This window comes from Reyranella sp. GW821-FHT14A01, assembly GCF_058803965.1.
Map to the genome: position 1 here is coordinate 312,652 of NZ_JBXAPM010000006.1, position 13,366 is coordinate 326,017.

The following is a 13,366-nucleotide window of genomic DNA, read 5'->3' on the forward strand; positions in this document are numbered from 1 at the left end:
TGCTTATATGGTTATTTGACAGGGGGTGAAATGCCGGATGGCGGTCAAGGCATTCGATGAGATGAATTCGGGCACGGACGGGTCGGTCCGTGTGCCCTATCGCGGCGTCGCCGACTGGCTCGCCCGCACCTCGCCGGAAAAAGTGGAGGCGACGCGGAACGAGGTCGACCTCTTCTATCGCCGGCACGGCATCACCTTCGGCGCCTATGGCGCGGCCGAAGGGTCCGAGACGACGATCCCCTTCGACATCATCCCGCGCGTCATCGCCTATGACGAATGGCAGTTTCTGCACAAGGGCCTGTCGCAGCGTGTGCGCGCCCTCAACGCCTTCCTGAGCGACGCCTACGGCCAGCGCGAGATCTGCCGCGCCGGCATCATCCCCGAGGAACAGATCCTGATGAACGGCGAGTTCGTCGCCATGGCGCAGGGACTGCAGCTGCCGGGCGGCGTCCATGCCCATATCGCGGGCATCGATCTCGTGCGCGTCGGCGAGAAGGATTTCTACGTCCTCGAGGACAATGTGCGCACGCCGTCGGGCGTTTCCTATGTCCTGGAGAACCGCGAAGTCATGATGCGGCTGGCGCCGGAACTGTTCGCCGCCATGAGCGTGCTGCCGGTGGCGGACTATTCGGAAGAGCTGCTGGCGACCTTGCGCTCCGTTTCCTTCAGCGACGGCCACGAGCCCAACGTCGTGCTGCTGACGCCCGGCCACTACAACAGCGCCTATTTCGAGCATGCCTTCCTGGCCGACGAGATGGGCATCGAGCTGGTGAAGGGCTCGGACCTATTCGTCGACGAAAGCCGCGTCTTCATGCGCACGCCGCGCGGGCCGCAGCGGGTCGACGTTATCTACCGCAGGGTCGACGACGCCTTCCTCGATCCGCTGGCGATGCGGCCCGATTCGTTCCTCGGCGTCGCGGGCCTCCTGGGCGCCCTGCGCGCCGGCCGCGTGAACATCGTCAACGCCCTGGGCAACGGCGTGGCCGACGACAAGTCGACCTATACCTACGTGCCGGAGATGGTGCGCTTCTATCTCGGCGAGGAGCCGATCCTGCAGAACGTGCCGACCTGGCGCTGCGACCGGGCCGACGACTACAAGTACGTGCTCGAACATCTCTCCGATATCGTGGTCAAGGAAGTCCACGGCTCGGGCGGCAAGGGCATGCTGGTCGGCCCGACCTCGAGCAAGGCCGAGATCGAGGAATTCACGGCGCTGCTGAAGGCGCGGCCGGACAACTACATCGCCCAGCCGACCTTGGCGCTGTCGACCTGCCCGACCTTCGTGAACCAGGGCGTGGCGCCCCGGCATGTCGACCTGCGGCCGTTCGTGCTCTCGGGCAAGAAGATCACCATCGTGCCGGGCGGCCTCACCCGCGTCGCCCTCAAGGAGGGATCGCTGGTCGTCAATTCGAGCCAGGGCGGCGGCACCAAGGACACCTGGGTACTGGCGCCCGACGAAGCGGACGGCAGGTAGCGCACCGATGCTGAGCAGCACCGCCAAGAATCTCTACTGGATGGGTCGCTACCTGCAGCGCGCCAAGTCGACGGCGCGGCTGATCGAGGCGACGCAGCGCATGGCCCTTCAGTCGCGTGGCGAGGAAGCCGCGGGCGCCGCGGCGATCTTCGGCATGGAGGACGAGTTCCGCCAGAGCCAGGCCCAGGCCCAGGCCCAGGGCCATCGGCTCGCCAGCCTGATCGACTTCCTGGTCCTCGACGAGGACAACCCCTCCTCGATCGTCAATTCGATCGACGCGGCGCGGCGCAACGCCCGCGAGGAGCGCAACAACATCACGGTCGACGTCTGGGAAAGCCTGAACGCGCTGTGGCTCGAACTGACCGCGCGCCTGCGCGGCAATCGCAAGACGCTGGATCGCGGCGCCCTGATCGAGTCGGTGAAGAAGCAGGCAGTGATGATCTTCGGTGCAGCACAGGTGACTTTGCTGCGCGACGAGGCCAACAACTTCCTGCAGCTCGGCGCCTTCCTCGAACGTGCCGACAATACCGGCCGCATCCTCGACGTGAAGTTCCATCTGCTGCGGCCCGACGGCAATCCCAGTGCCGAAGGCCTGGACTATTTCGCCTGGTCCGAGCTGCTGGCCTGCATCGGCGCCGTGCGCACCTACCGGCGCATCTATCGCAGCTCGCTGCATCCGATGAAGGTCGCGGAGCTCATGATGCTGCGGCGCGACGTGCCGCGCTCCGTCCATCACTGCCTCTGGATGGTCGACCTCAACATGCGTGAACTCGCGGAAGCCTACGGCACGCGCGGCGAGGCCGACCGGCTGGCCGGCGAGCTGCATGCGCGCCTGCGCTATGCGCGCATCGACCAGGTGTTCGACATCGGCCTTGCGAAGTTCCTGGGTGAATTGCGCGGCGACATCGGCACCCTGTCGAACGAAATCGGCCGCCAGTTCCTCCTGGATTGAGCAGGATCATGCGCTTCTCCGTCCATCACGCCACGCGCTTCCAGTTCGACCAGCCGTCGGGCCATTCGATCCACGACGTCCGGCTCACGCCCAAGCCCGCGGCGGCGCAGCGCATCGTGTCGTGGCGCATCGACGGGCCCGGCAAGAAGTCGGAGTGGAAGGACGGCCACGGCAACCAGGTCACGACCTTCTCGGTCGCCCAGCAGCACGACAGCGTCGAGATCGTGGTGCAGGGCCTCTACGAATACAGTGGCGCCGACCAGTGGCTGCGCTATGCCGAGGAGCCGACCCTGCCGGCCCCGTTCTGGCTGCGCAATTCGGGGCTGGCACGGCACGATGAGAGCTTCGATCCGCTGATTGCGGGCCTTGCAGAACGTGCCGCCGATGCGAAGCTGCGGGTCGCCGTCCTGCACGAACTGATGGCGCGCATTGCCGAGCGCGTGGCCTACAAGACCGGGGCCTCGACCGTGGACACCACGGCCATCGAAGCCCTGACCCGCGGCGCCGGCGTGGCGCAGGACGAGGCCCATATCTTCATCGCCTGCTGCCGTCGCCTCGGTGTCCCGGCGCGCTATGTCAGCGGCTACCTGCGCAACGACGACCCGGAGCTGCATGTCGGCCGCACCAGCCATTCCTGGGCGGAGGCCTGGGTGCCGGGCCTCGAATGGGTGGGCTTCGATCCCGCCAACGGCATCAGCCCGCGCGGCGACAGCCTGCGCGTCGCCGTCGGGCTCGACTACCGCGATGCGGCTCCGGTCAGCGGCCGCCGCATCGGTTTCGGCGATGCCAAGATGACCGTCGAGGCGTCGGTTCGCCTCGTCGATTAGGCGGGTTTCTGCTCGAAGTTCTTGCGGCGCCACAGGGTGGCGACCAGCACGAAGACATGCCGGATCTGGATCAGGGTCCCCAGGGCGATCAGCACGACGGAGATCGACAGCAGCGTGTACTCGTAGCCCACCGTGTTCACGATGCGGTCGGGCAGGCTGATCATCGCCACCGCGATTTCGGCGAACAGGCCGAGGACGAGCTGGGCGACCCCGTATTCGTGGCACATATCGTCGATATGGACCTGCCAGGCCTCGTCCGCCCGGCCGGTGACGCCCAGCCGCTTGCGGATCACCGCGCGTTCCTCGAGGGCAACCCCCCAGCCGATCATGATCAGGGCGATCGTCGAGGCAATCGTGACCGGCTCGTGGGTGTCGACATGCCGGTTCACGCTCTTCAAGACGTCGATGATCGTCAGCACCATCGGCGACAGGATCAGCACGTTCACAAAGGCAATGAACACCGGCGATATCACGAACTGGAACGGAGCGAACAGGAACCTCATCTCGACCTCTTGCCCTAGAAGGGATACGGCCCGCCCGACGAGAAATACACGCCGTCGCCTTGCGAAAACCCCACGTGGCGACTAGCTTCGCGCCGCTCTCAAAATGCCTGAAGGAGGCATATTCGTCATGGCTTTCATCGCCGATCGTCTCAGCCGCATCAAGCCGTCTCCGACCAATGCCGCGCAGGGCAAGTTCCTGGAGATGAAAGCGGCGGGCAAAGACGTGATCGGCCTGGCGGCCGGCGAGCCGGACATGCCGACGCCCGACCACATCAAGGAAGCGGCGATCCAGGCGATCCGCAACAACGACACGAAGTACACCGCGGTGCCGGGCACGCCGGTGCTGCGCCAGGCGATCGTCGCCAAGATGAAGCGCGACCATGGCCTCGACTACAAGCCGAGCCAGACCGTCGTCACCTCGGGCGGCAAGCAGATCATCTTCAACGCGATGCTCGCCACCCTGAACCCGGGCGACGAGGTCATCGTGCCCGCGCCGTACTGGGTTTCGTATCCCGAGATGGTGCTGTTCGGCGACGGCACGCCGGTCATCGTGCAGTGCAAGGAAGAGAACGGCTTCAAACTGTCGCCGGAAGATCTCGACCGCGCCATCACGCCGAAGACCAAGTGGATCATCCTGAATTCGCCCAGCAACCCGACGGGCGCCGCCTACACCAAGGCCGACCTGCGAGGGCTGTGCGACGTGCTGCTGAAGCATCCGCAGGTGCACATCCTGACCGATGACATGTACGAGAAGCTCGTCTACGACGACTTCGAGTTCTTCACGCCGGCCCAGGTCGAGCCGAGACTGTACGACCGCACGCTGACCATGAACGGCGTCTCGAAGGCCTACAGCATGACCGGCTGGCGCATCGGCTATGCGGCCGGCCCGCAGAAGCTGATCGACGCCATGATCACGGTGCAGTCGCAGAGCACGTCGAACGCCAGCTCGATCAGCCAGGCGGCCGCGGTCGCCGGCCTCAACGGCCCGACCGACTTCATTCCGAAGAACGTCGCGATCTTCAAGCAGCGCCGCGACCTGATCGTGTCGATGCTGAACCAGACCACCGGCATCAAGTGCCCGCGTCCCGAGGGCGCCTTCTACGTCTATCCGTCGTGCGCCGGCCTGATCGGCAAGAAGACGCCGGACGGCAAGGTGATCAAGGACGACACCGATTTCGTGAACTACCTGCTCGAGGCCGAGGGCCTCTCGGTGGTCCAGGGTTCGGCGTTCGGCCAGGGCCCGGCCTTCCGCATCTCCTACGCCACGGCGACGGAGTTGCTGGAAGAAGCCGGCCGCCGCATCCAGCGGGCTTGCGCGGCGCTTTCGTAAGCACTGCTGACCTATTTCATCCCCGCCCGATCGTTTGACTCGCTTGGGCGGGAGTGAAAGCATTTTCATGACAAACAGGCTTCGCTCCGGCTGAACGTTCGGAAGCGTTACGTCTATTCCGCGACTTTCGTCCGGGGCTTCTACGCTTTTGCGAAGAAGGAGGACGTTGTCATGGCCGAGTTCAAGACGGAGACCATCACCGGCGGCAGACCAGGCAGCGGCGCGCATCGCGTCGTGGCGCTGTGCGGGCCGTATCTGTCGGGCAAGACCAGCCTGCTCGAAAGCATTCTCTACGCCACGGGCGCCATCGGCCGTCGCGGCTCGACACGCGCGGGCACCACGATCGGCGACGGTGCGCCTGAGTCGCGCAAGCGCGGCATGGGCACCGAAATCAACGTCGCCTCGGTCGACTATCTCGGCGACCAGTGGACCTTCCTCGACGTGCCGGGCTCGATCGAATTCCAGCACGACGCCGTCTCGGCGCTCGCGGTATGCGATGCCGCCGTCCTCGTCTGCGAGCCCTCGCCCGAGCGCGTGATGGCGCTGACGCCGCTCCTCAAGTTCATCGAGGACCGGCACATCCCGTTCATCATCTTCGTCAACAAGATCGATTCCGCCGAGGTCCGCGTGCGCGACCTGCTGTCGGCGCTGCAGTCGGTGTCGCGGCGCAAGCTGGTGCTGCGCCAGGTGCCGATCCGCCGCGCCGCCACCGACGGAGCTGAGGAGACGGTGGGCTATGTCGATCTCGTGAGCGAGCGCGCCTACCGCTACAGGAGCAGCGGTGCGTCCGACCTGATCGAGATGCCGGCCGAGGTGTTGCCGCGCGAGGCCGAGGCGCGGCGCGACCTGCTGGAGACGCTTTCGGAGTTCGACGACACGCTGCTCGAGCAGCTCATCGAGGACATCGCGCCGGAGAAGTCGCTGATCTACCGCGACCTGCACGACGAGTTCGGCTCCAACCAGATCGCCCCGGTCCTGCTGGGCGCCGGCGACCGCGAGAACGGCGTGCGCCGCCTCCTGAAGGCGCTGCGCCACGACACGCCCTTCGTCGAGGCGACGGCGAAGCGGCGGGACCTCGCGTCGAATGGCGCGTCCATGGCCGAGTGCTTCAAGGTCCTGCACCAGAGCCACACCGGCAAGCTCTCGCTCTGCCGCGTCTGGTCCGGCACGCTGAGCGAAGGTCAGTCCGTCGGCGGCCATAGGGTGGGCACGATCCTGAAGCCCTTTGGACAGAGGCTCGACAAGACCGCCGAGGCCCGGGCCGGCGAGATCGTGGCCCTGGCCAAGGTCGACGCATTGTCGTCGGGACAGACGCTCAGTTCCGCGGGCATCGCCGCCTCGTCGGATTTCCCCGCCGCCGACCCGCCCGTCTTCGGACTGGCCCTTTCTGCCAAGAACAGGAACGACGAGGTGAAGCTCTCGGGTGCCCTGCAAAAGATCGTCGAGGAAGACCCATCGCTTTCCTTCGAGGCGCGGGCCGAGACGCACGAGCTGCTGCTCAAGGGCCAGGGCGAGATGCACCTCAAGGTCGCCGTCGACAAGCTCGCCGGCCGCTACAACGTCGCGGTCGAAACGACGACACCGCGCGTCGCCTATCGCGAGACCATCCAGGCCGGCACGCAGCAGCATGCGCGCTACAAGCGGCAGACTGGCGGCCACGGCCAGTTCGCCGACATCAAGGTCGAGATCAAGCCGCTGCCGCGCGGCTCGGGCTTCCGCTTCGTCGACAAGGTCGTGGGCGGCGTCGTACCGCGCAACTTCATTCCCGCTGTCGAGGAAGGCCTGCGCGACTACCTGAAGGAAGGCCCGCTCGGCCAGCCCGTGGTCGATCTCGAAGTGACGCTGTTCGACGGCCAGTATCATGCCGTCGACAGTTCGGAGATGTCGTTCAAGATGGCCGCGCGCATCGCCATGAGCGAGGCCATGCCCAAGTGCAAGCCGGTCCTGCTGGAACCCATCCTGCGGGTCACGGTGGCCGGGCCGAGCGATTCGACACCCAGGCTGCAGCGGCTGATCTCCGGCCGGCGCGGCCAGCTCCTGGGCTACGACGCGCGGCCTGACTGGTCGGGCTGGGACGAGGTCTCTGCGCTGATGCCGGAGGCCGAGATCGCCGACATGATCGTGGAGATCCGCTCGGTCACCCAGGGCATCGGCAGCTTCCGCACCGAGTTCGACCATCTGCAGGAGCTGGCCGGGCGGACGGCCGAGCGCATCGTCGAGGAGACGAAGAGGCGCCAGGCCGCCTAGGCCTGGTTTCCGGCCGGCCAGGGTTGCTCCATAGTACCCTCGTGGGAGCTTCCACGAGGGGGAGACGTAGTTCGATGTTGAAGAGACGTAGCGTGATCGCGGCCGGCATGTCGCTGGCTGCCGCGCCGGTATTGGCGCGCGCCGCCGCCGCCCAGGGTAATGCCAAGCCCATCCTGATCTTCGCCGGCGACGAGACGTCGGAAGCCTGCAAGATCTGGCGCACGCAGTGGGAGCCGCTCTTCAAGCAGGCCCCGGTTTTCCAGAAGCTCGATTACCGCATCGTGTTCACCAAGACGCCGGCGCTGCTGCTGAAGCCCGCGAGCTGGCCGTCGGACCTGCGCTGGGTGCTCGACGCCTTCCTGATGAGCCAGGTCGGTGTGGAACAGGGCGCCGAGACGCCACGCTTCTTCCTCATTCAGGGTGGACAGATCACCTTCACCGCCGTCGGCAACAATGCCTGGCGCGACGTCATGTGGCCGACCCTGCTCGACGTGACCAATTCGCAGCCGTAAGGCTGACGCTACGTCACGCTGCGGTGAGCAGGGTTGATTTGCGGCCGCCCGGCGTCGGGGCCATCTGTGGTCACGGCGTAACAGGAGTTGGACGATGCTGATCAAGCGCACGAAAGGCTGGGAGCTGCCTGAGTCGAAGGCGACTTCGGAGAGCCACTATCTCAACCGGCGCTCAATGCTGCGTGCCATGGGGTTGGGTGCGGCCTCGCTTGCCCTGCCCGGCATGGCGATGGCGCAGGACAAGTCGGCCGATCCCTCCGCCAAACTCTATCCCGCGCAGCGCAACGACAAGTACGGCGTGCCGACGCCGATGACGGCGGAGAAGCTCGCCACGACCTACAACAACTTCTACGAGTTCGGCACCGACAAGAGCATCTGGCGCGACGCCCAGAAGCTCGAGGTGCGGCCTTGGACCATCAAGGTGAGCGGCCTGGTCGAGAAGCCGTTCGAGATCGGTATCGACGATCTCCTGGCCAAGGTGCAGCTCGAGGAGCGCGTCTACCGCCATCGCTGCGTCGAGACCTGGTCGATGATCGTGCCGTGGAGCGGCTTCCCGGTGCGCTCGCTGGTCGAGGTCTGCAAGCCATTGAGCAGCGCCAAATTCATCGTCATGAAGACCCTGTCCAAGCCCTCGGTGATGCGCGAGCAGCGCGACCTGCTCTACCCGTGGCCCTACACCGAGGGTCTGGCGATGGACGAGGCGATGAACGACCTCGCCTTCATCGCGACCGGCCTCTACGGCAAGCCGATCCACAAGCAGAACGGCGCCCCGCTGCGCCTCGTGGCGCCGTGGAAGTACGGGTTCAAGAACGTGAAGTCGATCGTCAGCGTCGAGTTCACCGACACGAAGCCCAAGACCTTCTGGGAGGGGCTGCAATCCAGCGAGTACGGCTTCTGGGCCAACGTGAACCCGCAGGTCGCCCATCCGCGCTGGAGCCAGGCCACCGAGAAGCCGCTGGGCAGCGAGCAGCGCATCCCGACCCTGCTCTACAACGGTTATGCCGAGTTCGTGGCCGGCCTCTACGCTGACCGCAAGGCGGAAAAGCTCTTCATGTAGCCCGCCCTCCTTTGCCTCGCCGCGCCGGGCCGCTAAAACGGAACCCGGCCGGAAAGGCTTTGGGAGGAAACGTGAAACTCAACCGTCGTACGACCCTGGCCGGCGCCGCCGCCATGGCCGCAGGCTCGCTGTCCAAGGCCGCCTTCGCGCAGGCCTATCCCAACAAGCCGATCAAGATCGTCGTGCCCTTCGCGGCCGGCAGCGCGACGGACCTGACGGCGCGCGGCCTCGGCGCCAAGCTGCAGGACATCCTGAAGCAGCCGATCGTCATCGAGAACAAGCCCGGCGCCAGCGGCCAGCTCGGTGCCTCCGCCGTCGCGACCGCGCCGGCCGACGGCTACACGCTGATGATGGGCACCAACACGACGAATTCAGCCAACGGCGCCCTGTTCAAGAAGCTGAGCTACGACATCGACAAGGATTTCGCGCCGATCATGCGCTGCGTGATGGGCGTCAATGCGCTGGTCGTGAACAACGACCTGCCGATCAAGACCACCGCCGAGCTGGTCGAGTACGCCAGGAAGAATCCCGGCAAGCTGAACTACGCCGAGGCCAGCGCCTCGCAGCGCCTCTCGGGCGAGATGTTCAACCAGCTGGCCGGCGTGAAGATGGAGCGGGTGCCCTACAAGGCGAGCCCGCAGGCGCTGGGCGACGTGGCTTCGGGCCAGGTCCAGGTGATGTTCCCCGACCTGCCGCAGGCGCTGACCCAGATCGAGGCCGGCCGCGTGCGCGGCCTCGCGACCACCGGTCCGAAGCGCACGACGGTCACGCCCAACCTGCCGGCGATCGCCGAAGCGGTGCCGGGTTATTCGCTGGTCTACTGGCTGGCCGTGTTCGCGCCGGCCGGAACGCCCAAGGACGTGCAGAAGGTCCTGGCCGACGCCATCGCCGAAGCGCTGAAGGATCCGGCGACTGCCAAGGCGATGACCCAGGGCCGCATGGAGATCGCCCCGCTTCCGCTCGACGAATTCGCCGCCTACGTGAAGGCCGAGACGGCCTGGTGGACCAAGGAGATCAAGGCCGCCGGCATCGAGCCGGAGTGAGGGGCGCCATGAGCAAGGTCATCATCGAGAAGGACGGCCCGGTCAAAACCATCTGGATGAACCGGCCGGAGAAGCGCAACGCACTCGACAGCGAGCTGATGCGCGAGATGATCGAGGCGCTGCAGGCACCGGTCGCGGCCGAGGATCGCGTGGTCGTGATCCGCGGCAAGGGCGACGTGTTCTGCGCCGGCCTCGACATGGCCGAGCGACGCGGCACGGTCGGCGGCGGAAGCGCCAGCGGCATCGAGGTGATGCTGCGCGCGGTCGAGCTCTGCCCGCTCCCGGTGGTCGCGGTCGTCCATGGCGACGCCATCGCCGGCGGCAACGAGCTGGCGCTCCATTGCGATCTCGTCGTGGCGAGCCAGAAGGCGCGCTTCGGCATGTCGCTCGCCCAGGTTGGCCTCGCGCCCAACTGGTTCCTGGGCAAGAAGCTGATGGAAGTGCTGGGACCGGTGACCACGCGTGAGATGTTGCTGCTGGGAGACCCTTTGCCGTCGACGAAGCTGCATGCGCTGGGCCTGATCGCGCGTTGCGTGCCGGCCGACCAGCTCGAGGCCGAGGCGTCGAAGGTCGTCGACCGACTGGCCGCCAACGCGCCGCTCTCGCTCAAGGCCATGAAGGCGCTGACGGTGAAGCAGCTCGAGTTCCGCGACGGCATCAAGCACGACGATGTCGATGCGCTGGTGCAGGCGGCGATGAAGAGCCAGGACGCGCAGGAAGGCATGAAGGCGCGGCTGGAAAAGCGCACCGCCAAGTTCCAAGGGAAATAGCCATGTCCCTGCGGCTGCGTCTCGACAAACCCTGGCAGCCGCTGACCGCGGAGACCGCGCAGCGCCTGCCGGGCCAGCTCGGCGTCTATCAGGTGGCCGATGCCAAGGGCATCGTGCTGTTCATCGGCCAGGCCGGCGCCCGCTCGCCGTTCGGGCTGCGCTCCGAACTGCAGCGCGAGCACAAGGAGCGCGGCGACGGCTGCCAGTTCCGCGTCGAAGTGAACCAGCAGTACCGCACGCGCTGGTTCGAACTGCTGATGGTGCACAAGGCCGACCACGGCGCCCTGCCCCCCGACAACGAAAAGAACCCGCCCCCGCTGGGACGTTTGAGCCCGAATTAAGAGGATCGAGATGGATTTCGAGCCCAGCGAAGAACAGCAACTGCTGATCGACCAAGTCCGCCGGTTTGTGCGCGAGGAGATCATCCCGCTCGAAGCCAAGCTCGATCCCGATGCGTCCGAACTCGATCCCGCCGATCATGCGCGGCTGGTCGAGAAGACCAAGGCGATGGGCCTGTTCGGCATCGACATCCCGAAGGAATATGGCGGGCCCGACATCGACATCGTGACGCGCGTCCTGCTGGCCATCGAGATGGCCCAGCATCGCGCCGGTCTTTACGTGCCCTGCTACGGCACCTTCGGCGGCGCGGGCCTGGCGCAGATCTTCGAGGCCAACGACGACCAGAAGGAGCGCTACCTCTATCCGACCCTGCGCGGCGAGAAGAAGGCGTTCTTCGGCCTCACCGAACCGTCGGGCGGCAGCGATCCGGCGCGCGCCATCCAGACGAAGGCCGAGCGCAAGGACAATGGCTGGGTGCTGAACGGCGCCAAGATCTTCATCTCCAATGCCGACCGCGCGCAGTACGGCATCGTCTTCGCCCGCACCGATTCGTCGAAGGGCCGCGCCGGCATCACCTGCTTCATCATCGACAGCGACACGCCGGGCTTCCATGTGCGCCGTGTCGTCCACACGCTACGCTCCTCGCACTATGCGACCGAGCTCGAATTCAAGGATTGCTGGGTCTCCGATCACCAGGTGCTGGGCGAGGTGAACAAGGGCTTTGCCGTCGCCAACGATCGCCTCACGCGCCAGCGCATCCCCTATGCCGCGGGCTGCATCGGCGTCGCCATCGCCGCGCACGAGATGGCGATCGAATGGGCCAAGATGCGCTCGACCTTCGGCGAGAAGCTGTCGCATCGCCAGGCCGTGCAATGGATGCTGGTCGACAACGAGATCGACATCCGCACCGCGCGCCATTTCACCCTGGAAGCCGCCGAGAAAGCGCGGCGCGGCCTGCCCTTCAAGATCGAGGCCTCGATCGCCAAGCTGACCGCGTCGGAAGGCGGCGGCCGAGTGGTCGACCGCGCCATGCAGATCCACGGCGGCATGGGCATGACCAAGGACCTGCCGCTGGAGCGCTGGTATCGCGAGATGCGCATCCGCCGGGTCGGCGAAGGCCCCAGCGAGGTCCAGCGCATGGTGATCGCGCGCGAGATCCTGGGGAGCAACCTGCGATGAGTACCGCTGCCGGACCTCTGGCGGGCATCAAGGTCATCGAGTTCGGGCAGAACCTGGCCGGTCCCTATTGCGGGCAGATCCTGGCTTTCCTCGGCGCCGAGGTGATCAAGGTCGAGCGTCCCGAGGGCGACGATGCCCGCAAATGGGGCCCTCCCTTCGTCGAGGGCGATGCGACCGGCTTCATCGCCCTGAACCGCGGCAAGAAGTCGATCACCTGCGATCTCGCCGATGCCGCGCAACGCGAAGCGCTGATCGAGCGCATCGGGACGGCCGACATCTTCGTGCACAATCTGCGCGCCGACGTGCCGGCCATGTTCGGCTTCGACGGGGCGACGCTCACCAGGCGCTTCCCGCGCCTGATCTATGCCGATCTCGGCGCCTTCGGCCATGCCGGGCCGTGGAAGGACCGGCCGGGCTACGAGCCGATCATCCAGGCCGTCGCCGGCCTCATCTCATTGAACGGCGATCCGACGGGACCCGAGGCGCGCATCGGCGTGTCGATCATCGATCTGTCGACCGGCATGTGGACGGCGATCGGCGTGCTGGCGGCGCTGGCCAAACGCACGGCCACCGGCCAGGGCAGCCTGGTGAACACCTCGCTGTTCGAGAGCGGGCTGATGTGGGCGTCCAACCATGTCGCGGGCTGGTCGGTCACCGGCAAGATGCCGCCGCGCCAGGGCACGGGCCATCCGTCGCTGACGCCCTACCAGGCGTTCGAATGCAGCGACGGGCCGCTGATGATCTGCCCGGGCAACGACCGGCTGTGGCGCAAATTCGCCGAGGCGCTGGGCCATCCCGAATGGCCCGACGAGGAGCGCTTCCGGACCAACGTCCAGCGCGCCGAGCGGCGCGACCTGCTGCTGGGCATGATCGCCGACATCATGAAGGAACATCCGCGCGCCCATTGGGCAGCGAAGCTCGATGCGCTGGGCGTGCCCAACGGGCCGCTCAATTCCGTGCCGCAGGTGATGGAGCTGGCCCAAGTCGCGGCGCTGGCGATGTTCATGCAGCCCTATGCCGGCTCGAACGCCCTCTTCCACGGCCTTCCGCTCAGCATCGACGGCAAGCGGGCGGGCGGTGACGAAAAGGCGCCGAAGATCGGCGAGCACAACGGAAAGATCTGAGCGGGAAAG

General features: G+C 66.3%; 13 protein-coding genes. 12 read left to right on the top strand and 1 reads right to left on the bottom strand.

What is annotated here, in order from left to right; translation table 11 throughout:
- Positions 1-37 precede the first annotated feature (37 nt).
- Genes AC1ROX_RS12775 through AC1ROX_RS12785 form a run of 3 tightly spaced genes read left to right on the top strand, consistent with a single transcriptional unit; the run spans position 38 to position 3,253 of the window.
- Positions 38-1,474: a circularly permuted type 2 ATP-grasp protein gene (locus AC1ROX_RS12775; protein WP_493126024.1), complete on the top strand. Its 1,437-nt coding sequence runs from the start codon at positions 38-40 to the stop codon at positions 1,472-1,474.
- A 7-nt stretch (positions 1,475-1,481) separates the two neighbouring features.
- On the top strand, positions 1,482-2,426 hold the full coding sequence (locus tag AC1ROX_RS12780) for an alpha-E domain-containing protein (RefSeq protein ID WP_493126026.1): 945 nt from the start codon (positions 1,482-1,484) through the stop codon (positions 2,424-2,426).
- A gap of 8 nt (positions 2,427-2,434) precedes the next feature.
- Positions 2,435-3,253 carry a transglutaminase family protein gene (locus AC1ROX_RS12785; protein ID WP_493126028.1) on the top strand — a complete coding sequence of 273 codons (819 nt, stop codon included), beginning with the start codon at positions 2,435-2,437 and terminating at the stop codon, positions 3,251-3,253.
- On the opposite strand, the gene AC1ROX_RS12790 is transcribed toward AC1ROX_RS12785, so the two are convergent.
- Positions 3,250-3,756: a hypothetical protein gene (locus AC1ROX_RS12790; protein WP_493126030.1), complete on the bottom strand. Its 507-nt coding sequence runs from the start codon at positions 3,754-3,756 to the stop codon at positions 3,250-3,252. The two genes, AC1ROX_RS12785 and AC1ROX_RS12790, sit on opposite strands and share 4 nt — an antisense overlap.
- A 127-nt stretch (positions 3,757-3,883) precedes the next feature.
- Between AC1ROX_RS12790 and AC1ROX_RS12795 the strand changes: the two genes are divergently transcribed.
- The 9 genes from AC1ROX_RS12795 to AC1ROX_RS12835 all read left to right on the top strand — a co-directional run bounded on the left by AC1ROX_RS12795 (position 3,884) and on the right by AC1ROX_RS12835 (position 13,357).
- On the top strand, positions 3,884-5,086 hold the full coding sequence (locus tag AC1ROX_RS12795) for a pyridoxal phosphate-dependent aminotransferase (RefSeq protein ID WP_493126032.1): 1,203 nt from the start codon (positions 3,884-3,886) through the stop codon (positions 5,084-5,086).
- A 171-nt stretch (positions 5,087-5,257) separates the two neighbouring features.
- On the top strand, positions 5,258-7,333 hold the full coding sequence (locus AC1ROX_RS12800) for an elongation factor G (protein WP_493126034.1): 2,076 nt from the start codon (positions 5,258-5,260) through the stop codon (positions 7,331-7,333).
- A 74-nt stretch (positions 7,334-7,407) separates the two neighbouring features.
- Positions 7,408-7,845, top strand: a complete 438-nt coding sequence (locus AC1ROX_RS12805; RefSeq protein ID WP_493126036.1) for a hypothetical protein — start codon at positions 7,408-7,410, stop codon at positions 7,843-7,845.
- A gap of 94 nt (positions 7,846-7,939) precedes the next feature.
- Positions 7,940-8,902: a protein-methionine-sulfoxide reductase catalytic subunit MsrP gene (gene msrP, locus AC1ROX_RS12810; protein WP_493126038.1), complete on the top strand. Its 963-nt coding sequence runs from the start codon at positions 7,940-7,942 to the stop codon at positions 8,900-8,902.
- Positions 8,903-8,973: 71 nt separating this feature from the next.
- Positions 8,974-9,945, top strand: a complete 972-nt coding sequence (locus tag AC1ROX_RS12815) for a Bug family tripartite tricarboxylate transporter substrate binding protein (protein WP_493126040.1) — start codon at positions 8,974-8,976, stop codon at positions 9,943-9,945.
- An 8-nt stretch (positions 9,946-9,953) separates the two neighbouring features.
- A complete protein-coding gene (locus AC1ROX_RS12820) occupies positions 9,954-10,715 on the top strand; it encodes an enoyl-CoA hydratase/isomerase family protein (RefSeq protein ID WP_493126042.1) in 762 nt (253 codons plus the stop codon).
- Between the two features lie 2 nt (positions 10,716-10,717).
- Positions 10,718-11,056, top strand: a complete 339-nt coding sequence (locus tag AC1ROX_RS12825; protein WP_493126044.1) for a DUF7508 domain-containing protein — start codon at positions 10,718-10,720, stop codon at positions 11,054-11,056.
- Between the two features lie 10 nt (positions 11,057-11,066).
- Entirely contained in the window at positions 11,067-12,233 is a 1,167-nt protein-coding gene (locus AC1ROX_RS12830) for an acyl-CoA dehydrogenase family protein (protein ID WP_493112539.1), read from the top strand.
- Positions 12,230-13,357 carry a CaiB/BaiF CoA transferase family protein gene (locus AC1ROX_RS12835; RefSeq protein WP_493126046.1) on the top strand — a complete coding sequence of 376 codons (1,128 nt, stop codon included), beginning with the start codon at positions 12,230-12,232 and terminating at the stop codon, positions 13,355-13,357. The genes AC1ROX_RS12830 and AC1ROX_RS12835 overlap by 4 nt, the downstream gene beginning before the upstream one ends.
- Positions 13,358-13,366: the final 9 nt, after the last annotated feature.